We start from the raw sequence: 22,192 nt of genomic DNA on the forward strand, positions 1-22,192 counted from the left end.
GCGTCGTCAGCGACGAGCCAGACCGCGGTTGATCTGTCGGGCCCAGAGCGGTCCGCGATACAGGAACGCCGTGTATCCCTGGACGAGCGTGGCTCCGGCGGCGAGGCGCTCCTCGACGTCGGACGCCGTCTCCACTCCCCCGACGGCGATGACGCAGAAGTCCTCGGGCACCGCCGCGCGGACGAGACGCAGCACCTCCAGAGAGCGCGCCTTGAGGGGAGCCCCGGAGAGCCCGCCGGCACCGGCCGCCTCGACGACGGCGGGATCCGTGCGCAGGCCCTCGCGGCTGACGGTCGTGTTGTGGGCGATGATGCCCGCCAGACCCTCGGTCACGGCGAGCTCGGCGATCGCCGTGATCTCCTCGTCCGGGAGATCGGGAGCGATCTTGACGAGCAGCGGTGTGCGGCCCGACGCGTCGCGCACCGCGCGCAGAAGGGGCGCCAGGGTCTCGACCGCCTGGAGCCCGCGGAGCCCCGGGGTGTTCGGTGACGAGACGTTGACGGCCAGGTAGTCGGCGAGCGGCGCGAGACGGGTCGCCGAGGCCACGTAGTCGGCCGTCGCGTCCTCGACGTCGACGACGCGGCTCTTCCCGATGTTCACGCCGACGACCGCATCCGGCGCGCCCCGACGAAGCCGCGCGAGACGACGCGCCGCGGCATCCGCTCCCTTGTTGTTGAACCCCATGCGGTTGATGACCGCGCGGTCGGGCACCAGCCGGAACAGGCGCGGCTTCGGGTTGCCCTCCTGCGGGATGGCCGTGACCGTGCCGACCTCCACGTGCCCGAAGCCGAGAGCGGCGAGCCCACGCACGCCGACTGCGTTCTTGTCGAAACCGGCGGCGACACCGAACGGGGAGGGGAAGGTCAGCCCCAGCGCCTCGACGCGCAGGGAAGGATCCGGGCGGGTCATCGCCTTCACGGCCGCGGCGAACGGCGGCACGCCGAGGACCCGGATCACCGCCATGCCGGCGTGATGGGCGAACTCGGGGTCGAAGCGCGACAGGACAGCGCGGAAGAGCAGCGGATACATCCCTGCCAGATTACCGGTCGTCGGCCGCGACCCTCGGGTGGTCGGCGCGGAGATCGGTGATCGCCGACTCGAAGTCCTCGAGGGAGTCGAACGCCTGGTACACACTCGCGAAGCGCAGGAACGCGACCTCGTCGAGCTCGCGGAGCGGCCCGAGGATGGCGAGACCGATCTCGTTCGCATCGAGCTGCGAGACGCCCGTCTGACGCACGGCCTCCTCGACGCGCTGGGCGAGGATCGCGAGGTCGGCCTCTGTCACGGGCCGACCCTGACAGGCCTTCCGCACGCCCGAGATGACCTTCTCCCGGCTGAACGGCTCCATGACCCCCGAGCGTTTGATGACGTTCAGGCTCGCGGTCTCCGTCGTCGTGAAACGGCCGCCGCACTCCGGGCACTGCCGGCGTCGGCGGATCGAGAGACCGTCGTCACTCGTCCGGGAATCGATGACGCGGGAGTCCGGATGACGGCAGAAGGGGCAGTGCATCCGTCCAACCTACTCCGAGAATCGGGCTTCGATCGCCTCGCCGTGCGCGGGGAGCACCTCGCTGTTCGCGAGCGCGACCACGCCGTCGCGCACCTCTGCGAGGGCGCGGCGGTCGTACGAGATCACCTGCTGCGGTCGCAGGAACGTGTAGGCGCCGAGACCGGGCGCGTAGCGGGCCTGACCGCCGGTCGGCAGCACGTGGTTGCTCCCCGCCATGTAGTCGCCGAGGCTCACGGGGGTCTGGTCGCCCACGAAGACGGCACCTGCGCTGGTGAAGGCCGACGCGGCCTCCTCGGCATCCGCGAGGTGCAGCTCGAGGTGCTCCGGCGCGTAGGCGTTGCTGAAGGCGACCGCCATCGCGCGATCGTCCACCAGGACGATCGCGGACTGCGGGCCGTCCAGCGCCACGCCGACACGTGCGGCGTGGCGGGTGCGGCCGGACTGCCGGTCGAGCTCCGCCTCCACACGCTCGGCGAGCTCGGTCGAATCCGTGACGAGCACGGCCGACGCCTGCTCGTCGTGCTCGGCCTGGCTGACGAGGTCGGCGGCGACCAATCGCGCGTCGGCCGCGGCGTCTGCCACGACGAGGATCTCCGTGGCACCCGCCTCGGCATCCGTCCCGACCACACCGGCGACGGCCCGCTTCGCGGAGGCCACGTAGTTGTTGCCCGGGCCGGAGACGACGTCGACGGGGTCGAGCCCGATGTCCGGCACTCCCCACGCGAACGCGCCGATCGCTCCGGCGCCTCCCATCGCGTAGACCTCGGTGACGTCGAGGAGCGCGGCGGCGGCGAGGATCGTGGGGTGGATCCGGCCGCCCTGGTCGGCCTGCGGCGGGGAGGCCAGCGCGATCTGCGCCACTCCGGCGACCTGAGCCGGGACCACGTTCATGATGACGCTGGACGGATAGACCGCCTTCCCGCCGGGGATGTAGACGCCGACGCGGGCGACCGGCTGCCATCGCTGCACGATGCGCGCGCCGTCGCCGATCTGCGTGACCTGCTCCGCCGGGACTTGGGCCGTCGAAGCCAGGCGGACCCGCCGGATCGCTTCCTCGAGCGCGGTGCGCACGGAGGGTGCGAGGGAGGCGAGGGCCTCGGTCAGGTGCGCGGCAGGCACGCGGATCGCGTGGCCCTCGACGCGGTCGAACCGGGCGGCCTGCTCGCGCAATGCCGCCTCTCCGCGGTGGCGGACGTCGTCGACGATGCGCGCGGCGGTGTCGAGCGCCTCGGCACGCGCCTGCGTCGCGCGGGGCACGGCGGCGAGCATGTCTGCCGGCGAGAGCTCGCGCCCCCGCAGATCGATGAGTCGCACCCTCAGCCCTTCGTGATGTCGGAGATGTCGTGCAGGTAGCCGATGCGGCCATCGTCGTGACGGATCACGAAGGCGCCGCCGCGGTCCTCGATCACGAGAGCCCAGGCGCTCGGCCCGATGCGGAAGACCGGTTCGCCGCGCTCGTCGTGCACGTCGCGCTCCGTCGGGGCCAGGATCCAGAAGGGCTGGGTCGCGGGAGCGGGCATGCGCGGGTTCGTGGCGTCGACGTCGCGCTCCTCGTCCGTGCGATCGAGGACGACCTCGGTCGGCTGCGCGTCGGCGGGTGCATCCGACACGGACGCCTCCTCGAAGAACGAACGGATCGCGCCGGTGTCGGAGACGTCCGCGTCGGGCTGCGAGCGACGGGAGTAGTGCGGCATGTAATCGTCGTCTGCCGACGAGGCGCGATCGTCGGTGCCGATCCCGCCGCCCGAGGCGTGCGAGGCGAGGGGGACCTGCTCGGGCAGATCGAACCGGGCGACCTCGTCCGTGGCATGCCCGCGCGACGAAGCGACGGCGGAGTCGTCGAAGCGATCGTCTGCGGCGAGGGCCGGAGCGACACCCGTACCGGACGTCGTGTCGGACGCGGCCGCGAAGGAGTCGGCGCTGGAGTTGACGGACGTCGGCTCGGCGACGATGGCCTCGGATGCCGGCTCGGGGCGAGGCCGAGGGATCACCGGGCGGACGGGATTCGCGTTGCGGTGGGCCAGCGTGACCAGTCGTCCCTGGAAGTCCTCGCGGAGCCCGGGCACGAGAGGGGCGAAGACCGTGAGCACCACGAGGGCCAGCATGGCGACGAGCTGCACCACCCCGACCCAGTTCAGCACCCAGATGCCGAACTCGAGAGCGCCGGCGACCGCGGTCCAGAGAGCGCTGAGCCAGGTGACGAGGGCGACGGAGAACGCCACGGAGGCGAACTGGTCGATCCCGAGCGATCCCACTCGGCGGATGCCTTCCGGAGAGAACCGCCGGAGGACGACCAGGAAGACCGCCGCCGTGGGCAGCCCGATCGGGAGGATCCACTGGATCCCCGCGCCCCAGATGGAGACGCCGTTGGCCAGCGGGAAGAACGAGACGATGAACGCCACCAGCCAGACCGAGACGATCAGCAGCTCGCGGAGGGTGAATCCGAGGATGCCGAACTCGGGCGTCACCTCGTCGTCGTACAGCACGCCGTCGTCATCGAGGAACTCGTCGTCCTGGGCATCCGCGTTGTCGGGAATATCGGTACTCATCGGTCTTCCTTTCGTCACGACGCGCGACAGGAGCGCCCTTCCGACGCGTCCTGATCCTACCCGCTCAGCCCAGACAGGCCGGGCCGAGCAGGGACTTGAGATCGCCGAAGAGGTCGGCGGACACCTTCACCGGCAGGGGCACCTCGAACACCTTCGCGGTGCCGCCGCGGTGCACGCGCAGCAGCACCTCCGTCTCCCCGTTGTGACGGCGGAGCACGTCGGCGAGCTCATTCATGACGCGCTCCGTCGCCCGCTGCTCCGCGAGCACCAGTGCGAGAGGACCCGCCGCGTCGAACGAACCGACGTCCGGCGCGAAGGCGGACTGCGCATGCAGGTTGAGACCGTCGTCACGGCGCGAGACGCGCCCGCGCACGGCGAGGATGGCGTCCTGCTGGAGCGTGTGCTGGAACTCGGTGTACGTCTTGCCCATGAACATCACGGTCACCTCGCCGTTGAAGTCCTCGACGGTGATCATGCCGTAGGGGTTCCCGCTCGCCTTCGCCACGCGGTGCTGGACGCTCGTCACGAGTCCTGCGACCGTGACCTGGTCGCCGTCCTGCAGATCCTCGGAGTTGTTCAGGTCGTGAATGGAGATCGACGCGTGCTTGGCGAGGGCGACCTCGAGACCGGCGAGCGGGTGGTCGGAGACGTAGAGCCCGAGCATCTCCCTCTCGAACGCCAGCTTGTCCTTCTTGATCCACTCCGGCCGGGCCGGGACCTTCGCGGGGGCGGCCTCCTCCATGCCGTCGTACAGGCTGTCGAAGTCGAAACCGATCGCGCCCTGGGCCTCGTTCCGCTTGCGGTCGACCGCCGCTTCCACGGCGTCCTCGTGGATCTCCAGGAGAGCACGCCGGGAGTCCCCCATCGAGTCGAACGCCCCGGCCTTGATCAGCGACTCCACCGTCCGCTTGTTGGCGACGTGCAGGGGCACCTTGTCGAGGAAGTGGTGGAACGACGTGAACCGCTCGTCCTTGCGGGCCTGGACGATGCCGTCGACGACGTTGCTGCCGACGTTCCGGACCGCACCCAGACCGAAGCGGATGTCGTCGCCGACGGCGGCGAAGAAGTTGATGGACTCGGAGACGTCCGGCGGCAGCACCTTGATGCCCATGCGACGGCACTCGTTCAGGTACAGCGCCATCTTGTCCTTCGAGTCACCGACGCTCGTGAGCAGCGCGGCCATGTACTCGGCCGGATAGTGCGCCTTGAGGTAGGCCGTCCAGTACGAGACGAGCCCGTAGGCGGCGGAGTGCGCTTTGTTGAAGGCGTAGTCGGAGAAGGGGAGCAGGATGTCCCACAGCGCCTTGATCGCCCCCTCGCCGAATCCGCGCTCCTTCATGCCGCCCGCGAAGCCCTCGTACTGCTTGTCGAGCTCGGACTTCTTCTTCTTGCCCATGGCGCGCCGCAGGATATCGGCCTGGCCGAGGCTGAAGCCGGCGACCTTCTGGGCGATGGCCATCACCTGCTCCTGATAGATGATCAGGCCGTACGTGGTGTCGAGGATGTCGCGCAGGGGCTCTTCGAGCTCGGGATGGATCGGGGTGATCGGCTGCTGCCCGTTCTTGCGCAGGGCGTAGTTGGTGTGCGAGTTCGCCCCCATCGGTCCCGGGCGGTACAGGGCGATGACGGCCGAGATGTCCTCGAAGTTGTCGGGCTTCATCAGCCGCAGCAGCGAACGCATCGGACCGCCGTCGAGCTGGAACACGCCCAGCGTGTCTCCCCGTGCGAGGAGCTCGTAGGCGCCGCGGTCCTCGAGCTCGAGGTGCTCGAGGTCGAGCTCCTCGCCCCGGTTGGTGCGGATGTTGTCGAGCGCGTCCGAGATGATCGTCAGGTTCCGCAGCCCGAGGAAGTCCATCTTGATGAGCCCGAGGGTCTCGCACGACGGGTAGTCGAACTGCGTGACGATCTGCCCGTCCTGCTCGCGGCGCATGATCGGGATGATGTCGAGCAGCGGCTCGGACGACATGATCACGCCCGCGGCGTGCACACCCCACTGACGCTTCAACCCCTCGAGGCCCAGCGCGCGGTCGAAGACCGTCTTCGCCTCGGGATCGGTCTCGATGAGCGCGCGGAACTCGCTCGCCTCCTTGTAGCGGGGGTGCGCGGAGTCGAACATGCCGTCCAGCGGCATGTCCTTGCCCATCACGGGCGGCGGCATCGCCTTCGTCAGACGCTCGCCCATGCTGAACGGGAAGCCGAGCACGCGACCGGCGTCCTTGAGGGCCTGCTTCGACTTGATGGTGCCGTAGGTGACGATCTGCGCGACGCGCTCCGAGCCGTACTTCTCGGTGACGTAGTCGATGACTTCGCCGCGGCGCCGGTCGTCGAAGTCGACGTCGAAGTCGGGCATCGAGACACGGTCCGGGTTCAGGAAGCGCTCGAAGATGAGGCCGTGCTCGAGCGGGTCGAGATCGGTGATCCTCATCGCGTACGCGACCATCGACCCGGCGCCCGAGCCGCGGCCTGGGCCGACGCGGATGCCGTGGTCCTTCGCCCAGTTGATGAAGTCGGCGACGACGAGGAAGTACCCCGGGAACCCCATCTGCAGGATGATCCCGGTCTCGTACTCGGCCTGCTTGCGCACCTTGTCGGGGATCCCGCCGGGATACCGGTAGTGCAGACCGGTCTCGACCTCCTTGATGAGCCAACTGTCCTCGGTCTCGCCGTCGGGGACCGGGAATCTCGGCATGTAGTTCGCCGAGGTGTTGAACTCGACCTCGCAGCGCTCGGCGATCAGGAGGGTGTTGTCGCACGCCTCCGGGTGATCGCGGAACATCTGCCGCATCTCGGCGGCCGTCTTGATGTAGTAGCCGTCTCCGTCGAACTTGAAGCGGTTCGGATCGTCGAGCGTCGACCCCGACTGCACGCAGAGCAGTGCCGCGTGCGCGTCGGCCTCGTGCTGGTGGGTGTAGTGCGAGTCGTTGGTCGCGACCAGCGGGATGTCGAGATCCTTCGCCAGGCGCAGCAGATCGGTCATCACGCGCCGCTCGATCGAGAGACCGTGGTCCATGATCTCGGCGAAGTAGTTCTCCTTGCCGAAGATGTCCTGGAACTCGGCCGCCGCGGCGCGCGCCGCCTCGTACTGCCCGAGACGCAGACGCGTCTGCACCTCGCCCGACGGGCACCCCGTCGTCGCGATCAGACCCTTGCCATAGGTCTGCAGCAGCTCGCGGTCCATACGGGGCTTGAAGTAGTAGCCCTCCATGCTGGAGCGGGAGCTGAGCCGGAAGAGGTTGTGCATGCCCTCGGTGCTCTGACTCCACATCGTCATGTGGGTGTACGCGCCCGAACCCGAGACGTCGTCGCCCTTCTGATCGGGAGAACCCCACTGCACACGGGTCTTGTCGCTGCGATGGGTCCCGGGCGTCACATACGCCTCGAGACCGATGATCGGCTTCACGCCGGCGTTGCGCGCGGCGTTGTAGAACTCGAATGCGGCGAACGTGTTGCCGTGATCGGTCACCGCGATCGCCGGCATCCCGTACTCGGCCGCGGCCTGCGTCATCGCATTGATCTTCGCCGCGCCGTCCAGCATCGAGTACTCGCTGTGCACGTGCAGGTGGACGAAGGAGTCGGATGCCATGGGTTCGAGTCTACGTTTCGCTTCCGACATCGGGTGCCGCCGGACCCGGGTCGCCGGTGGTCCCGAGGCCGCGCTGCCGCGACTCGGTCCCGCGGGGCCCTCGACTCACCGGAGACCCAGGCGCATGAGCACGCGGGGGAAGCCGTCGAGCACCGAGCCGGTGTCGGCGGCCTTCCGGAAACCCGCGTCCTCGAAGAGCTTCCGCGTGCCGACGTAAGCCATCGTGAGATCGACCCGTTCGCCCCGGTTGTCCACCGGGTACCCCTCGATCGCCGGGGCTCCGCGGGCGGAGGCGTACGCGACAGCGCCGTCGACCAGGGCGTGCGAGATGCCCTGCTTGCGATGCCCCGGCCGCACGCGGAGGCACCACAGCGACCAGACGTCCAGATCGTCGACGTGCGGGATCAGCCGATTCCGCGCGAAGCTCGTCTCGCGACGCGGGTGCAACGCCGCCCAGCCCACCGGCTCGTCGTCGAGGTAGGCGATCACGCCGGGCGGCGGGTCCCGACGGCAGAGCTCCCGTACCCGGTCCGCCCGCGCCGGGCCCCGGAGCGCCCCGTTCTCCGCGCTTCCCAGACGGTAGCTGAGGCAGAAGCACACGGTGGACGTCGGCTTCTTCGGCCCGACCAGCGTCGCCACATCGGCGAACTCGGTCGCCGGCCGCACCTCGATGCTCATGACGACAGTCTCCTGCAGGCGACCGGCGCGCGGAAGGACGGGACGGGATCAGTCCCCGCGGAGCACGCTCAGGGCGTGCTGGATGTCGTCGGGATAGGGCGAGGAGAACTGCACCAACTCCCCCGTCGTCGGATGCGCGAACGCCAGCTGGTGAGCGTGCAGCCACTGCCGGGTGAGCCCGAGCCGAGCCGAGAGGGTCGGATCCGCGCCGTACAGGGGGTCGCCCACGCACGGATGCCGGTGGGCGGCCATGTGGACCCGGATCTGGTGGGTGCGCCCGGTCTCCAGGTGGATCTCGAGGAGCGACGCGCCGGGGAACGCCTCCAGCGTCTCGTAGTGCGTCACCGACGGCTTGCCGTCCGGCGTGACCGCGAACTTCCACGAGTGGTGGGGGTGGCGGCCGATGGGCGCGTCGATCGTGCCGGACAGCGGGTCGGGATGGCCCTGCACGACCGCGTGGTAGATCTTCTCGACGGTGCGCTCCTTGAAGGCGCGCTTGAGGGCGGTGTAGGCCGCCTCCGTCTTGGCGACCACCATCAGGCCGCTGGTGCCGACGTCGAGACGGTGCACCACGCCCTGGCGCTCCGGCGCTCCGCTCGTCGCGACGCGGAAACCCGCGGCGGCGAGGGCGCCGACAACCGTCGGACCCTCCCAGCCGAGCGACGGGTGAGCGGCGACGCCGGTGGGCTTGTCGACCACGACGATGTCCTCGTCGTCATGGACGATCCCCAGCTCCGGAACCGCGATCGGGATGATCCTCGGCTGCTCCTTGGGGCTCCACTCGACCTGCAGCCATCCGCCAGCATGGAGTCGGTCGGACTTCTCGAGCGTCACGCCGTCGAGGCTGACGCCCCCGGCGCCGGCGACCTCGGCCGCGAAGGTACGCGAGAACCCCAGCATCTTGGCCAGGGCCGCATCGACGCGCACGCCCTCGAGGCCGTCGGGAACCGGCAGCGAGCGGGATTCCACGTCAGCGCTCCTCGGCCGCTGCGGCCTCGGCATCCTCATCGGTCTCGACCGGGGCGTGATCGCGCTCGCGCGTGCCGTCGAACCGGAGGCCGAACACCACCAGCAGTGCGACCGAGATCATGCCGGTCACGATGAAGATGTCGGCGACGTTGAAGATCGCCGGCATCATCCACGGCATGGAGATCATGTCGACGACATGGCCGACGGGGAAGCCCGGGTCACGGAACAGCCGGTCGCCGAGGTTGCCCAGGACGCCGCCGAGGAGGCAGCCCAGGACCACGGCCCACAGGCGCGAACGGAGTCCGAACGCCTTCCAGACGATCACCCCGGCCACGACCGCGAGGGCGATGGTGAACAACCAGGTGACGTCGGAGCCGAGGGAGAACGCGGCTCCGGGGTTCCTGACGTAGTACAGCTGCAGGAACTCGCCGAGGACCGGGACCGGTTCCTGGTACGGCAGGTTCTCGATCGTGAGGTACTTCACAAACTGATCGGCGGCCAGCACGAGCGCTGCGAGGATCGCAACGATCGCACCGGCCGCCGACCGACGAAGGGGAAGGCGTCGGCTCAAGACCTAGGCCCTACAGTCCGATCGCGGAGACGGGCGTGGAGTCCGTGGAAGCCGACTTCTCGTCGAGGTCGCGGAGCTGACCCTCGATGTAGCCGCGCAGCTGCGAACGGTAGTCGCGCTCGAAGTTGCGGAGCTCGGTGATTCGGGCTTCGAGAGCGTTGCGCTCGCGCTCGAGACGCGCCGACTCCTCGCGCTGCTTCGCCTCGGCCTCGGTGCGGATGCGGTTGACCTCGGACTCGGCCTCGGCGATGAGCTGGTCGCGCTTCGCCTCGCCCTCGGCGACGTGCTCGTCGTGCAGGCGCTGGGCCAGCTCGATGATGCCGGCGGTGGCCGTCGCGGAACCGGAGGGGGCCGCCTCGGCGGGCGCCTCGACCGGAGCGGGCGCGGGTGCGGGTGCGGGTGCCGCAGCGGCGGGCTCGGTCGACGGAGTCGCACCGGACTCGTAGGCGGCGAGCTTCGCCTTCAGCTCGACGTTCTCCTCGAGGGCCTTGCGCCACTCGATGACGATCTCGTCGAGGAAGTCGTCGACCTCGTCCGGGTCGAAGCCGTCCTTGAAGCGGACGTGCTGGAACTGCTTGGTGACGACGTCATCCGGGGTAAGTGCCATGATGGCTCCTCTTTCGATGAGTTCGGTTGCCAGTTTCGATATGGCGCGGTCGTGATGTGGCGCGAACCCGGGGCGCGCACCTGCGTGCCAGCATAGCCCCCGAGCCTCGGCGTCGCGATGTCGCGACTCCCGGGCACGCCGCACCGGGGGTCAGATGAAGAGGCGCACGATGTTCATCAGCACGAGCACGATGATCATCGTCAGCGCGAATCCGAAGTCCAGCGAGAGCGTCCCGATGCGCAGCGGGGGGATGATCCGCCGGAAGAACCGGATGGGCGGATCGGTGATCGTGTACACGGCTTCCGCGACGACCAGACCGAAGCCCTTCGGCCTCCACTCGCGGTTGAACAGCGGGATGTAGTCGAGGACCAGGCGCGCGAAGAGCACGAAGATGTAGAGCAGCAGCAGCAGATGGACGATGCTCGCTGCGACCGAGACCAGCGCCACGGGTTAGGAGTGGTCGAAGCCCGCAGACTCGGCGTCTGCGTGCGCGATTCCTCCCTGGCCCGAGACCGCGATGTTCTCGGGCGAGAGCAGGAAGACCTTCGAGGTCACTCGCTCGATGCGGCCGTACAGGCCCAGCGAGAGTCCGCTGGCGAAGTCGATCAGTCGTCGCGCGTCGGCGTCGGACATCTGGGACAGGTTGATGATGACCGGAACGCCCTCGCGGAAGCTCTCGGCGATCAGCTGCGCGTCGCGGTACTGCTTCGGGTGCACCGTGAGGATCTCGTTCACAGCGCCCGCCGCAGGCTGACGGACGGCGACGGGGCGGCGCAGCGGCGTGACGGGAGCCGGAGCCGGCTCTTCCCGGTCCCGGTCGCGGTCGCGCTCTCGCTGGGCGCGGACAGGAGTCTGCTGCTCCTCTTCATAGGCTTCTTCCTCGTCGGCGAGGCCGAGGTACACCATCGTCTTCTTCAGCGGGTTGCCCATCGTGTCCTCCGGTTCGAACGGTGCGGGTCTGGTCTGTCTAGAGGTTAACCCCGGTCGGGGCGCGGTCCGGTGATTGCCGAGCCGATGCGTAGGTGTGTCGCGCCGGCGGCGATCGCCTCGGCGAAGTCGCCGGTCATGCCGGCCGAGATCCACGTGGCCGCGGGGGCGAGGGTGCGGACCCCGTCGGCGATCCCGCGGAGCCGGGCGAAGGCGGCGGCCGGCTCCTCGTCGAGAGGGGCGACCGCCATCACGCCGCGCAGCCGCAGCGAGTCGAGCGACAGCACGTGCTCGACGAGGGCCGGGACAGCACCCGGCTCGGCTCCCCCGCGTCCGGCGTCGGCGGTGAGATTCACCTGCACGAGCACGTCCAGCCGATCGTCGTCCTCGGCCGCGCGGTGCAGCGCGTCGGCGAGGCGCGCGCGGTCGACGGAGTGCACGGCATCCGCGCTGCGTCGGATCGCTCCGGCCTTGTTCGTCTGGGCCTGGCCGATGAAGTGCCAGCGGAGGTCGACGTCCGCGAGCTCGTCCCGCTTCGCGGAGAGCTCCTGCTGGCGGTTCTCGCCCACCTCCTGCACGCCCAGGGCACGCAGATCGCGGACGAGCGACGCCGGGTGGAACTTCGTCACGACGATCCGCGTGATGTCCTCCGGCCGGCGATCCGCTCGGCGCGCGGCGTCGGCGATCCGTGCGTCGATCGCCGCCAATCGCGCGCCGAGCGGTGCCAGGCGCTCGTCGTCTGCGGAGGTCACGCCTCCGGCGTCCGCCGGCATCGGGTCACTTGAGGAACTCGGGGATGTCGATGTCGTCATCCGCGAACGCCGGTTCGATGCTGGTGGGCGTGGTGCGCTGCGGCGCGGCGGGGCGCTCGGCGGCCTCCTCCGACGCGGCGGGGGCCGCGGGCTCCTCGGTCAGCGTGACCTCGGGCAGCGCAGCCGTGCTCGCGGGCCGGCTCACGACCATCGGGTCGAGACGCAGCGAGGGCTCGCCGCCGTCGAAGCCGGCGGCGATCACCGTCACGCGCACCTCGTCGCCGAGCGTGTCGTCGATCACGGTACCGAAGATGATGTTGGCCTCCGGGTGCGCGGCCTCCTTGACGAGGTCCGCCGCGTCGTGGATCTCGAAGATGCCGAGGTTGGACCCGCCCTGGATGGAGAGCAGGACGCCGTGGGCGCCCTCGATCGACGCCTCGAGCAGCGGGGACTCGACCGCCAGCTCGGCGGCCTTGATGGCCCGGTCCGCGCCGCGCGCCGAGCCGATGCCCATGAGCGCGGACCCCGCGCCCTGCATCACGGACTTCACGTCGGCGAAGTCGAGGTTGATGAGACCGGGCGTCGTGATGAGGTCGGTGATGCCCTGCACACCGGCGAGCAGCACCTGGTCGGCGGTCGCGAAGGCCTCGATCATCGAGATGCCGCGGTCGCTGATCTCGAGGAGTCGGTCGTTCGGCACCACGATGAGGGTGTCGACCTCTTCCTTGAGCTTCGCGACACCGGCCTCCGCCTGGCTCTGGCGGCGACGGCCCTCGAAGGAGAACGGCTTGGTGACGACACCGATGGTGAGGGCTCCGATGGACTTGGCGATGCGGGCCACCACGGGGGCGCCGCCGGTGCCCGTTCCGCCGCCTTCGCCGGCGGTGACGAAGACCATGTCGGCGCCGGTCAGCGCCTGCTCGATCTCCTCGGCGTGATCCTCGGCGGCACGACGGCCGACCTCGGGGTCGGCGCCCGCGCCGAGGCCGCGGGTGAGCTCGCGGCCGACGTCGAGCTTGACGTCCGCGTCGCTCATGAGCAGCGCCTGCGCATCGGTGTTGACGGCGATGAACTCGACTCCGCGGAGACCGAGCTCGATCATGCGGTTGACGGCGTTGACGCCGCCACCGCCGACGCCGACGACCTTGATCACGGCGAGGTAGTTCTGGTTCTGGCTCATGTGCCGGCCTCCGAGTTGTTGTCGAGCCTGAAGTGGGTGAACCTTAAACCTCAACTAGAGGTGTAAAGTATTTCCCGGTATTGCGTTCTCTTGTTTCGAAGGTATGCGCAGCATCCGCCCGTGCGCGCAGCGACACGGGCGTGTCGCCCGTTCCACCGAGATATCGGTGTCCTCAGGCGCCGTGCCGGTCTCAGCCGACGACTGCGACGTCCGGCGACGAGATGTCGATCGACGACGCCCCCGGGTTGGCCGCCAGGGCCTTCGCCAACGCGATGCCCTTCAGGACGGACTCCTCTTCACTCCCCCACAGCACCGTGAGCCCACTCTCGAGGGTCAGGGTGACGTCGTCGGCGGTCGAAGCCCGCACGGCCGTGAGCTGGGACCGGACGTCCGCCGGGAGCGAGCGGATCACCAGCCCGGCGCTCTCGAAGGCCCGGGAACCGACACCGCCGGTGATGTCGAGCTCGGGCTGTCCGGCGGGACGCTCCGCCGTGGTCGACAGCGCGACGCCGGCCGCGTCCACGAGGGTGTAGCCGGCATCCGAGACGATGACCCCCACGGGGGTGCGCTCGACGATGCGCACGGTCAGGTCGTGCGGCGGGCGCGCCTCCAGCGCGTAGGTCTCGATGAGCGGATAAGCGAGAAGGGCCGCCTTGACCTCGCTGCTGTCGACGAGCGCCAGAGGCGTGCCGATCTGGTCGGCCAGCGCGGCCTCGAGGACGGCGGGGTCGAGCGAGGAGGCACCCACGATCGTGATCTTCTCCACGGCGAACAACGGGCTGTAGGCCGCGGCGACGCTGCCTCCCACGAGCAGCACGAGCGCGCCCGCGACGCTCCATCCGACGATGCGACGACGGCGTGACCGTTGCGTGAACCGACGGATCTCGGCGCGCAGGGCCTTGCGTCGTGCGCGCGCCGCGCGCCAGACGTCCCGCGTCGACGTCGAGATCGGCGCCCCCTCCTCCGGCGCCGGCCCGGAGGGCGCCGCGCTGTCGGGAGCACCGGTGTCCTCGGGGTCGAGGACGACGGAGCCCCGGCCTGGCGCGGAGTCGTCGCGCTCGTGCCCGCGCCGGTCCTCCGGACGGTTCGGAAGCGGTGCGGGCCGACGCACGCTACGCCTCGGTCCGGCGCAGCGCCTCCAGCACCTGCGGGATCATCTGGTACACGTTGCCGCAGCCCAGGGTGATGACGTAGTCGCCGTCGCCGGCCACGCTCGCGGTGTAGTCCGCGGCCTGCTGCCAGTCGGCCACGAAGTGGACGCGGGCGGGGTCCTGGAACGCGCCGCTCACCAGCTCGCCGGTGACGCCGGGCACCGGGTCCTCCCGGGCGCCGTACACATCGAGCATCACCGTGTGGTCGGCGTGGGTCTCCAGGACTTCGGCGAACTCTCGGTACATGTGCTGCGTGCGCGAATAGGTGTGCGGCTGCTGGATCGCGATGATCCGCCCCGAGCCGGCGATGCTGCGCAGCGCCTCCAGCGCGGCGCGCACCTCGGTGGGGTGATGGGAGTAGTCGTCGTAGACCCTGACCCCGCGCTCGACGCCGTGCTGCTCGAGACGGCGCACGGTCCCGGCGAAGCCCTCGACCGCCCGCGTCGCCTCCGCGAGACCGTACCCGAGCGCCTGCAGGACCGCGACGGCGCCGGCCGCATTGACGGCGTTGTGCACCCCCGGCACCGCCAGGGTCATCCGCACGCTCTCGCCCCCGCGGGTCAGCGTCGCCGACACGTGCGCCGCGGCGGTCACATCGGTGAGGCGCAGATCGGCATCCTCCGACTGCCCGAAGGTGATCACGTTTCGGTGCGACAGCCCGGCGCCGACCCGCAGCGCTCCCGGGTCGTCGCTGGAGATCACGACGGCCTCGGTCGCGGCATCCGCGAACCGGATGAACGCGTCGTGGAACGCCTCTTCCGACCCGAAGTGGTCGAGATGGTCGGGGTCGACGTTGGTGATCAGAGCGACGGCGGTGTCGTAGAGCAGGAACGTGCCGTCGGACTCGTCGGCCTCGATGACGAACAGCTCGCCGGATCCGGTGGCGCTTGAGACGCCGAGCTGCTCGATGACCCCGCCGTTGACGAAGTGCGGGTCGGCCCCGAGCTCGCGCAGCGCCGTCACGATCATCCCCGTCGAGGTCGTCTTCCCGTGCGCGCCCGCCACCGACACGAGTCGGCGACGACCGATCAGCCAGTGCAGGGCCTGGGAGCGATGGATGACGTGCAGCCCGCGCTCCTTCGCCGTGACGAACTCGGGGTTCTCGGGCCAGATGGCGCCCGTGTGCACGACGGTGTCGGCGTCTCCGAGATGCGCGGCGTCGTGCCCGACGTGCACGGTGGCTCCGGCGGCCGCGAGGGCGCGGAGGTTGTCGCTGTCGGCGCGATCCGAGCCCGAGACGCGGATGCCGGCGTCGAGGAACATGCGGGCGAGGCCGCTCATGCCCGAACCGCCGATGCCGATGAAGTGCGCGGAGGTGATGGTGTCGGGGATCGGGAGGGAGAGGTCGGGTCTGATCATGTCGTGGCCAGTCTAGTTCGCGGCGCCCAGCGCACGGTCGATGAGGGACAGCAGGTTCTCGGTCCCGGTACGGGTGCCCGCGTCCGCCGCGGCGGCGGCCATCCGGGCGATCCGGTCGGGGTCCCCCAGCAGCGGCACGACGGTACGGCGCACGGCCTCGCCGTCGAACGACGCGTCCTCGAGGAGCAGGGCGGCTCCGGCCGCCACGGCCGAACCGGCGTTGAGCCGCTGCTCCCCGTTGCCGACCGCGTACGGCACGTACAGGGCGGGGATGCCGAGGGCACTGATCTCGCTCACGGTCGCCGCACCGGCGCGCGACACGACGAGGTCGGCGAGGGCGAAGGCCAGGTCCATCCGGTCGACGTAGCGGCGCATCGTGTAGCCGGGTGCACCCGGGTCGGCGAGCTCGCTCCGCTCCCCCGTGACGTGCAGCAGCTGCCAGCCGGCATCCCGCACGTCCTGCCACGAATCAGCGAACGCCTCGTTGAGGCGCTGAGCGCCCAGCGACCCGCCGAAGACCAGGAGAACGGGGCGCGACGGGTCGAGCCCGAAGTGCTCGGCCGCCTCCGCGCGCACGGCGGCTCGATCGAGGGAGACCACCTCGCGGCGCAGCGGCATCCCGACGACCTCTGCGCGACGCAGGGGCGTGCCCTCGAACGCGACGCCGACGGCGGCCGCCCCACGGGCGCCCAGCACGTTCGCCAGCCCCGGCTTGGCGTTCGCCTCGTGGACCACGAAGGGGATGCCCTCGCGGCGCGCGGCGACGTAGGCGGGAGCCGAGGCGTAGCCGCCGAACCCCACCACGACGTCGATGCCATGCGCCCGGATGTGCGCGCGGACCTGCGCGATGGCTCGTCGGAAGCGCTGCGGAAAGCCGAGCGCCTGGCGGTTCGGCCGACGCGGGAACGGGACCTTGTCGACGATGAGCAGCTCGTAGCCGCGGGCCGGGACGAGACGCGACTCCAGCCCCTCGGCCGTGCCGAGGACGAGCACGCTCGCATCCGCCGCGCGCGCGGTGAGGGCGTCGGCGACGGCGAGCAGGGGGTTCACATGACCGGCGGTGCCACCGCCGGCGAGAAGGTACGAGGTCACCGAGCGACCCTACCCCGCCCGGTCGGGGGATTCCGGGGAGCCGGCCGCGACGCCGTCGCGTCGCGCCGATCGGCCACGGGGATCGTCCGGGCGAAGGCCAGGAGCACGCCGCACGCGATGAGCACGGCGAGGAGCGCGGTGCCGCCCTGCGACATGAACGGCAGCGGCACGCCCATGACGGGGAACAGGCCGACGACGACGCCGATGTTCAGCACCGCCTGTCCGACGATCCAGACCGTGATGCCGCCGGCGGCGACGCGGACGAAGGGATCGGGCGTCTTGCGGATGATGTGGAAGGCGCCCACCGTGAAGAACGTGAAGAGCGCCAGAACGACGAGGCAGCCGATCAGCCCGAGCTCCTCACCGACGATGGCGAAGATGAAGTCGTTGCCCGGGGCGGGCAGCCAGCCGTACTTCTCCTGCGAGTTCCCGAGGCCCAGTCCGAAGATGCCGCCGTTGGCCATCCCCCAGATGCCGTGGATCGACTGGTAGCAGTCGGTGTGGTACAGCGCCATGTCGTCGCAGTTCGCGGTGATGCGCCGCATGCGGTCGGCGCTCGAGAGCGCGTAGGCGAGCACGGCCACGACGCCCAGCACGACCGGGATGATGAACAGCCGGAGCTTCACGCCCGAGAAGAACAGGCAGCCGAGCAGGATCAGGACGAGCACCATCGCCGTCCCCAGGTCGCGACCGGCGAGCACCGTGCCGATCGCGAGCGCGCCCACCGGGATCACCGGGATGAAGACGTGGTGCCAGGTACCGAGCATCGCCCGTTTGCGCAGCAGCACGAAGGCGATCCAGAGGGCGAGGGCGAGTTTGAGGAACTCCGAGGGCTGCATCTGCACGCCCGCGAGCTGGATCCAGTTCCGGTTGCCGCCGTCGGCCACGCCCAGCGGGGTGAACACCAGCAGCTGCAGGGCCACCGCCAGGAACAGGGCCGGCCAGGCCATCCGCTTGAGGAAGCGCAGGGGGAACCGGCTGATGAGGAACATCAGCGGTACGCCGAGCAGCGCGAAGATCCCCTGCCGCAGCGCACCGCTGGTGGGGTCGTTGCCGCTCGCCACGGCGGTGGCGCTCGTGGCCGACAGCACCATGACCAGTCCGAAGAGCGTGAGGAGGAGAGCGGTCGAGGCGATCAGCAGGAACTCGCTCGACACCGGCGTGAACCGCCGGCCGAGCGAGACGCGCGCCGCGAGACCGCCGGGCTCAGAGCCGGGTGGGCGAGTCACCTGCGTCATCGGCGCTCCCCCGGTCGATCCAGTCACGCACCGCTTCGGCGAAGCGGCGGCCGCGATCCGCGTAGCTCGAGAACTGGTCGAAGGATGCCGCAGCCGGGGCCAGCAGGACCGTTCCCTCGCCGTCGACGATCCCCGCCGCGATCTCCACGACACGGTTCATGACCTGTCCAGTGTCGCCAGCATCCACCTCGAACACCGGCACCGTGGGCGCGTGTCGCCGGAATGCCGAGACGACATCGGCCCGATCGACGCCGATCACCACGGCGGCCCGCGCGGTACCGCCGACGTCGGAGACCAGATCGGCGATGTCGACGCCCTTGAGGTCGCCGCCGACGATCCACACCGCGCCGGGATAGGCGCGCAGAGACGACGCCGCCGCGTGGGGATTGGTCGCCTTCGAGTCGTCGACCCAGGTGATGCCCGCGTGGCGCGCGATGATCTGGATCCGGTGGGCGTCCAGGCGGAAGGCCTGCAGTGCACTGTGCACCGCCTCCGGCTCGACGCCGAGGGAGCGGGCGAGCGCGCTGGCGGCCAGGATGTTCTGCACGATGTGCGGTGCGGCGAGGCCGGCCTGCTCGAGGTCGGCGACCGTGGTCAGCTCGAGGGCGCTGCGCGCGCGGTCGTCGAGGAAGGCCCGATCGACCAGCAGGCCCTCCACGATCCCCAGGTCGCTCGGACCGGGGATGCCCAGGTCGAAGCCGATCGCGCGGGCGCCTTCGACGACGTCCGCCTCCTCCACCATGCGCCGGGTCGCCTCGTCGGCCTTGTTGTAGACGCAGGCCACACGGGTGTTGCGGTAGACCAGGGCCTTCGCGTCGCGGTACGCCTGGGCGCTGCCGTGCCAGACCAGATGGTCGTCGGCGAGGTTGAGGCAGACGGCGGCGTGCGGCACGAGCTGCCCCTCGGAGCGCGACTGGCCGAGGTACCAGAGCTGGTGGCTGGAGAGCTCGACGACGAGCACGTCGAAGCCCGCCGGATCGCGGACCGCGTCGAGCACGGGCACGCCGATGTTCCCGCACGGAGCAGCGCGGAGGCCGCCCTCGACGAGCAGCGACGCGGTGAGCTGCGTCGTGGTGGTCTTGCCGTTCGTGCCGGTGATGAGCACCCAGTCGGCCGGAGAGCCGTCGGCGCGCGTGACCTTGTCGCGCACCCGCCAGGCCAGCTCGATGTCTCCCCACAGGGCGATACCCGCCTCCTGCGTCCAACGGATCACCGGGTGCGAGGGCGCGAACCCGGGCGAGGCGAGGACGACGTCGGGGGCGAAGTCGCGAAGAGCCGCGGGCACGTCCGAGAGGGGGCCGAGCTCGAGTCGCGCGCCGATCACCGGGACGAGCCGCGCGTACTCCTCCGCGGCGTCCTCGCTGAGCACGAGCACGTCGGCGCCCAGCTCCGCCAGCGTGTCGGCGGCGGAGAAGCCCGTCATCGACAGCCCGAGCACCGCGACGCGCAGTCCGCGCCAGTCGGCGTCCCAGCTCGTCAGCCCGGCGAGGCGCTCGTCAACCGACACGGGTGAGCCATTCGACGTAGAACAAACCGACGGCCGAGACGGCCAGCAGCCCCGTGATGATCCACAGGCGCACGACGATCGTCACCTCGGCCCATCCCCGCATCTCCAGGTGGTGGTGGAAGGGGCTCATGAGGAACAGCCGCTTGCCGCGGGTGAGCTTGAAGTACGCGCGCTGCAGGATGACGGATCCCGACGACAGCACGAAGACGCCGGCCAGCACGATGAGCAGCAGCTCGGTGCGGGTGAGGATGGCGAGGGCCGTGATCACGCCGCCGATCGCCATCGAGCCGACGTCGCCCATGAATACCTTGGCCTTGGGGGCGTTCCACCACAGGAAGCCGATCAGGCTGGCCGCGAAGGAGGCGGCGATGATCGCGAGGTTGAACGGGTCCCGCACCTCGTAGCAGCCGCCCAGGGCGTCGACGTCGCCGCCGATGCACGGCTGCTTGAACTGCCAGAAGGCGATGAGGCTGTACGCGCCGACCACGATGACGCCGGCGCCGGCCGCCAGCCCATCGAGACCGTCGGTCAGATTGACGCTGTTCGAGGTGGCGACGCCGATGATCGCGATCCAGGCGAGGTACAGCACCCACCCCAGCACCACGCCGAACGCGAAGAGGTTGAGCCAGCTGATGTCGCGGAAGAGCGAGATCGACTCGCTGGCCGGTGTCTGCCCGAAGGCGTTGGGGAAGTTGAGCGCGACGATGCCGAAGGGGATGATCACCAGCAGCTGACCGATCACCTTGCGCCAGCCCGACAGCCCGAGGCTGCGCTGGCTGCGCACCTTCATGTAGTCGTCGATGAAGCCGACCACGCCGAAGCCCACCATCAGCCAGATGACGAGGATCGCCGACAGCGCCGGGACCCCTCCTCCGACGTACACGCCGGTGAAGTAGCCGACGATGGTGCCGGCGATGAAGATCACTCCGCCCATGGTGGGCGTCCCGCGCTTCGCCTCGTGGCTGGGATTCTCCATGGCCTCGGGCGTGCGGATGACCTGGCCCCATCCCCACTTCCGGAAGAGCCGGAGGAAGACGGGTGTCAGGAACAGGGTGAAGGCGAGCGAGATCGCCGCCGCCATGATGAGTGACCTCACGAGAACAATTCTCCCAGACGATCGCCGAGATGCCGGAGGCCCACGGAGTTGGATGACTTCACGAGGACGCGGTCTCCGTCGCGAAGCTCGGTGCGCAGGTACTCGAACGCGGCGTCCTGATCGGGCAGGTGCACGGCCTCGCTGTCCCACGAGCCCTCGCCGACGGCTGCGAGGTAGAGGCGACGGGCCTCGGGTCCGACGACGACGATGCGGCGGATGTTCAGGCGCACGGCGAGAAGTCCGATGCGGTCGTGCTCCTCCCCCGCGCTCTCGCCGAGTTCGCTCATCGCGCCGAGGACGGCGACGGTGCGCTCCTCGGGACCCGTGATCTGGGCGAGCGTGCGCAGCGCCGCGGCCATGGAGTCGGGGCTGGCGTTGTAGGCATCGTTGATGATGCGCACCCGGTCGTTGCCCATCGGCTGCATGCGCCAGCGTTCGGCGATCTCGACCGTCTCGAGACGTGCGATGGCGTCGGATGCCGGCACCCCGAGCACGCCGGCGGCGGCGATCGCGGCGAGGGCGTTCGTGACGTGATGCGCGCCGAGCACCTGCAGGTGGAGCGGGTGGCGCTCGCCCTCCGCCTCGATGACGCAGCGCGTGCCCTCGGCCGTCACCTCGACCTCGTGGGCGCGCACGTCGGCGGCCGGGCCGTGTCCGAAGCCCACGACGCGCATGCCCCGGTCGTCCGCGAGAGCGCGCATGGCCGCCACCCGCGCGTCGTCCACGTTGAGCACGGCGGTGCCGGATGCTCGTGCGGCCGCGACGAGCTCCGCCTTGGCCTTCGCCGTCGCCTCGATGCCGCCGAAGCCGCCGGCGTGCGCCAGGCCCACCATCAGGACGACCGCGACGTCCGGCTCGACGAGCCCGGCGAGCCGCGCGATGCTCCCGGCACCGGCGGCGCCGAACTCGCTGACCAGGAAACGGGTCGACGCGGTCACGCGCAGCATGGTGACCGGTGCCCCCACCTCGTTGTTGTACGAGTTGATCGGTGCGACGGTCTCGCCCTCGTCGGCGAGGATGCGCGCGAGGAAGTTCTTGGTGGTCGTCTTGCCGTTCGAGCCGGTGATCCCCACGATCCGCAGATCGCTCGCCGACCGCACGCGTCCCACGACCTCGCGAGCCAGATCGGCCAGGGCCGCCACGGCATCCGCGACGACGACCTGGCTCACGGGCTCGTCCACGGGTCGCTCGACGATCGCGAGCACCGCGCCGGCCTCGACCGCCGCACCCACGAAGCGGTGCCCATCGGTCTCGGCGCCGGGCTTGGCCACGAAGATCGTTCCCGGCCCCATGTTCCGGGAGTCGGTGTCGACGACGCCGTCCACCACGGTCTCGGGCGAATCCTCTCCGGCGAGGCGCAGTTCACCGCCGGTGGCTGCGGCGATCTCAGCGAGCGACAGGGCGATCATGACATCTCCAGGCG

General features: G+C 70.2%; 20 protein-coding genes. All 20 read right to left on the minus strand.

Features of this window, described 5'->3' with window-relative positions; translation table 11 throughout:
- Nucleotides 1-6: 6 nt before the first annotated feature.
- The 20 genes from AB3M82_RS12225 to AB3M82_RS12320 all read right to left on the minus strand — a co-directional run bounded on the left by AB3M82_RS12225 (nt 7) and on the right by AB3M82_RS12320 (nt 22,178).
- Nucleotides 7-1,029 carry a quinone-dependent dihydroorotate dehydrogenase gene (locus tag AB3M82_RS12225; RefSeq protein ID WP_412958215.1) on the minus strand — a complete coding sequence of 341 codons (1,023 nt, stop codon included), beginning with the start codon at nt 1,027-1,029 and terminating at the stop codon, nt 7-9.
- Between the two features lie 10 nt (nt 1,030-1,039).
- Nucleotides 1,040-1,510 carry a transcriptional regulator NrdR gene (gene nrdR / locus AB3M82_RS12230; protein WP_412958216.1) on the minus strand — a complete coding sequence of 157 codons (471 nt, stop codon included), beginning with the start codon at nt 1,508-1,510 and terminating at the stop codon, nt 1,040-1,042.
- Nucleotides 1,511-1,519: 9 nt separating this feature from the next.
- Nucleotides 1,520-2,824, minus strand: a complete 1,305-nt coding sequence (gene hisD, locus AB3M82_RS12235; RefSeq protein ID WP_412958217.1) for a histidinol dehydrogenase — start codon at nt 2,822-2,824, stop codon at nt 1,520-1,522.
- Between the two features lie 2 nt (nt 2,825-2,826).
- Nucleotides 2,827-4,059, minus strand: coding sequence for a hypothetical protein (locus AB3M82_RS12240; RefSeq protein ID WP_412958218.1), 1,233 nt, complete (start codon nt 4,057-4,059; stop codon nt 2,827-2,829).
- A gap of 64 nt (nt 4,060-4,123) precedes the next feature.
- Nucleotides 4,124-7,642: a DNA polymerase III subunit alpha gene (dnaE, locus tag AB3M82_RS12245; protein WP_412958219.1), complete on the minus strand. Its 3,519-nt coding sequence runs from the start codon at nt 7,640-7,642 to the stop codon at nt 4,124-4,126.
- 105 nt (nt 7,643-7,747) lie between these two features.
- Nucleotides 7,748-8,320, minus strand: coding sequence for a GNAT family N-acetyltransferase (locus tag AB3M82_RS12250; protein ID WP_412958220.1), 573 nt, complete (start codon nt 8,318-8,320; stop codon nt 7,748-7,750).
- A gap of 48 nt (nt 8,321-8,368) precedes the next feature.
- Nucleotides 8,369-9,289, minus strand: coding sequence for an RluA family pseudouridine synthase (locus AB3M82_RS12255; RefSeq protein WP_412958221.1), 921 nt, complete (start codon nt 9,287-9,289; stop codon nt 8,369-8,371).
- 1 nt (nt 9,290) lies between these two features.
- The gene (gene lspA, locus AB3M82_RS12260; RefSeq protein WP_412958222.1) at nt 9,291-9,860 is read right to left on the minus strand and encodes a signal peptidase II; all 570 of its coding nucleotides are present in this window, start codon (nt 9,858-9,860) and stop codon (nt 9,291-9,293) included.
- Between the two features lie 10 nt (nt 9,861-9,870).
- Nucleotides 9,871-10,467 carry a DivIVA domain-containing protein gene (locus tag AB3M82_RS12265; protein ID WP_412958223.1) on the minus strand — a complete coding sequence of 199 codons (597 nt, stop codon included), beginning with the start codon at nt 10,465-10,467 and terminating at the stop codon, nt 9,871-9,873.
- A 150-nt stretch (nt 10,468-10,617) separates the two neighbouring features.
- Nucleotides 10,618-10,914, minus strand: coding sequence for a YggT family protein (locus tag AB3M82_RS12270; protein WP_412958224.1), 297 nt, complete (start codon nt 10,912-10,914; stop codon nt 10,618-10,620).
- Between the two features lie 3 nt (nt 10,915-10,917).
- A complete protein-coding gene (locus AB3M82_RS12275; RefSeq protein WP_412958225.1) occupies nt 10,918-11,397 on the minus strand; it encodes a cell division protein SepF in 480 nt (159 codons plus the stop codon).
- 44 nt (nt 11,398-11,441) lie between these two features.
- A complete protein-coding gene (locus AB3M82_RS12280; RefSeq protein ID WP_412958226.1) occupies nt 11,442-12,167 on the minus strand; it encodes a YggS family pyridoxal phosphate-dependent enzyme in 726 nt (241 codons plus the stop codon).
- A gap of 4 nt (nt 12,168-12,171) precedes the next feature.
- Nucleotides 12,172-13,326 (minus strand): cell division protein FtsZ, encoded by a 1,155-nt coding sequence (ftsZ, locus tag AB3M82_RS12285; protein ID WP_412958227.1) that lies wholly within the window; start codon nt 13,324-13,326, stop codon nt 12,172-12,174.
- A 190-nt stretch (nt 13,327-13,516) separates the two neighbouring features.
- Nucleotides 13,517-14,437: a cell division protein FtsQ/DivIB gene (locus AB3M82_RS12290; RefSeq protein WP_412958228.1), complete on the minus strand. Its 921-nt coding sequence runs from the start codon at nt 14,435-14,437 to the stop codon at nt 13,517-13,519.
- 1 nt (nt 14,438) lies between these two features.
- Nucleotides 14,439-15,836 carry a UDP-N-acetylmuramate--L-alanine ligase gene (gene murC, locus AB3M82_RS12295; protein ID WP_412958229.1) on the minus strand — a complete coding sequence of 466 codons (1,398 nt, stop codon included), beginning with the start codon at nt 15,834-15,836 and terminating at the stop codon, nt 14,439-14,441.
- Between the two features lie 12 nt (nt 15,837-15,848).
- Nucleotides 15,849-16,928 carry a UDP-N-acetylglucosamine--N-acetylmuramyl-(pentapeptide) pyrophosphoryl-undecaprenol N-acetylglucosamine transferase gene (locus tag AB3M82_RS12300; protein WP_412958230.1) on the minus strand — a complete coding sequence of 360 codons (1,080 nt, stop codon included), beginning with the start codon at nt 16,926-16,928 and terminating at the stop codon, nt 15,849-15,851.
- Entirely contained in the window at nt 16,925-18,166 is a 1,242-nt protein-coding gene (gene ftsW, locus AB3M82_RS12305; RefSeq protein WP_412958231.1) for a putative lipid II flippase FtsW, read from the minus strand. Before ftsW ends, AB3M82_RS12300 begins: the two co-directional genes overlap by 4 nt.
- Nucleotides 18,135-19,673 carry a UDP-N-acetylmuramoyl-L-alanine--D-glutamate ligase gene (murD, locus tag AB3M82_RS12310; RefSeq protein WP_412958232.1) on the minus strand — a complete coding sequence of 513 codons (1,539 nt, stop codon included), beginning with the start codon at nt 19,671-19,673 and terminating at the stop codon, nt 18,135-18,137. The genes ftsW and murD overlap by 32 nt, the downstream gene beginning before the upstream one ends.
- Entirely contained in the window at nt 19,663-20,769 is a 1,107-nt protein-coding gene (gene mraY / locus AB3M82_RS12315) for a phospho-N-acetylmuramoyl-pentapeptide-transferase (RefSeq protein ID WP_412958233.1), read from the minus strand. The genes murD and mraY overlap by 11 nt, the downstream gene beginning before the upstream one ends.
- Entirely contained in the window at nt 20,766-22,178 is a 1,413-nt protein-coding gene (locus tag AB3M82_RS12320; RefSeq protein ID WP_412958234.1) for a UDP-N-acetylmuramoyl-tripeptide--D-alanyl-D-alanine ligase, read from the minus strand. The genes mraY and AB3M82_RS12320 overlap by 4 nt, the downstream gene beginning before the upstream one ends.
- Between the last annotated feature and the right edge of the window lie 14 nt (nt 22,179-22,192).

Source organism: Microbacterium californiense (genome assembly GCF_047246625.1).
Taxonomy (GTDB): Bacteria; Actinomycetota; Actinomycetes; order Actinomycetales; family Microbacteriaceae; genus Microbacterium.

Excerpts from the sequence above, each read along its gene's own strand:
- AB3M82_RS12320 (WP_412958234.1), bottom strand. The coding sequence starts at position 22,178 with ATGATCGCCCTGTCGCTCGCTGAGATCGCCGCAGCCACCGGCGGTGAA.
- ftsZ (WP_412958227.1), bottom strand. The coding sequence starts at position 13,326 with ATGAGCCAGAACCAGAACTACCTCGCCGTGATCAAGGTCGTCGGCGTC.
- ftsW (WP_412958231.1), bottom strand. The coding sequence starts at position 18,166 with ATGACGCAGGTGACTCGCCCACCCGGCTCTGAGCCCGGCGGTCTCGCG.
- AB3M82_RS12280 (WP_412958226.1), bottom strand. The coding sequence starts at position 12,167 with ATGCCGGCGGACGCCGGAGGCGTGACCTCCGCAGACGACGAGCGCCTG.
- AB3M82_RS12275 (WP_412958225.1), bottom strand. The coding sequence starts at position 11,397 with ATGGGCAACCCGCTGAAGAAGACGATGGTGTACCTCGGCCTCGCCGAC.
- AB3M82_RS12240 (WP_412958218.1), bottom strand. The coding sequence starts at position 4,059 with ATGAGTACCGATATTCCCGACAACGCGGATGCCCAGGACGACGAGTTC.
- nrdR (WP_412958216.1), bottom strand. The coding sequence starts at position 1,510 with ATGCACTGCCCCTTCTGCCGTCATCCGGACTCCCGCGTCATCGATTCC.
- AB3M82_RS12225 (WP_412958215.1), bottom strand. The coding sequence starts at position 1,029 with ATGTATCCGCTGCTCTTCCGCGCTGTCCTGTCGCGCTTCGACCCCGAG.
- murC (WP_412958229.1), bottom strand. The coding sequence starts at position 15,836 with ATGATCAGACCCGACCTCTCCCTCCCGATCCCCGACACCATCACCTCC.
- AB3M82_RS12265 (WP_412958223.1), bottom strand. The coding sequence starts at position 10,467 with ATGGCACTTACCCCGGATGACGTCGTCACCAAGCAGTTCCAGCACGTC.
- AB3M82_RS12250 (WP_412958220.1), bottom strand. The coding sequence starts at position 8,320 with ATGAGCATCGAGGTGCGGCCGGCGACCGAGTTCGCCGATGTGGCGACG.
- dnaE (WP_412958219.1), bottom strand. The coding sequence starts at position 7,642 with ATGGCATCCGACTCCTTCGTCCACCTGCACGTGCACAGCGAGTACTCG.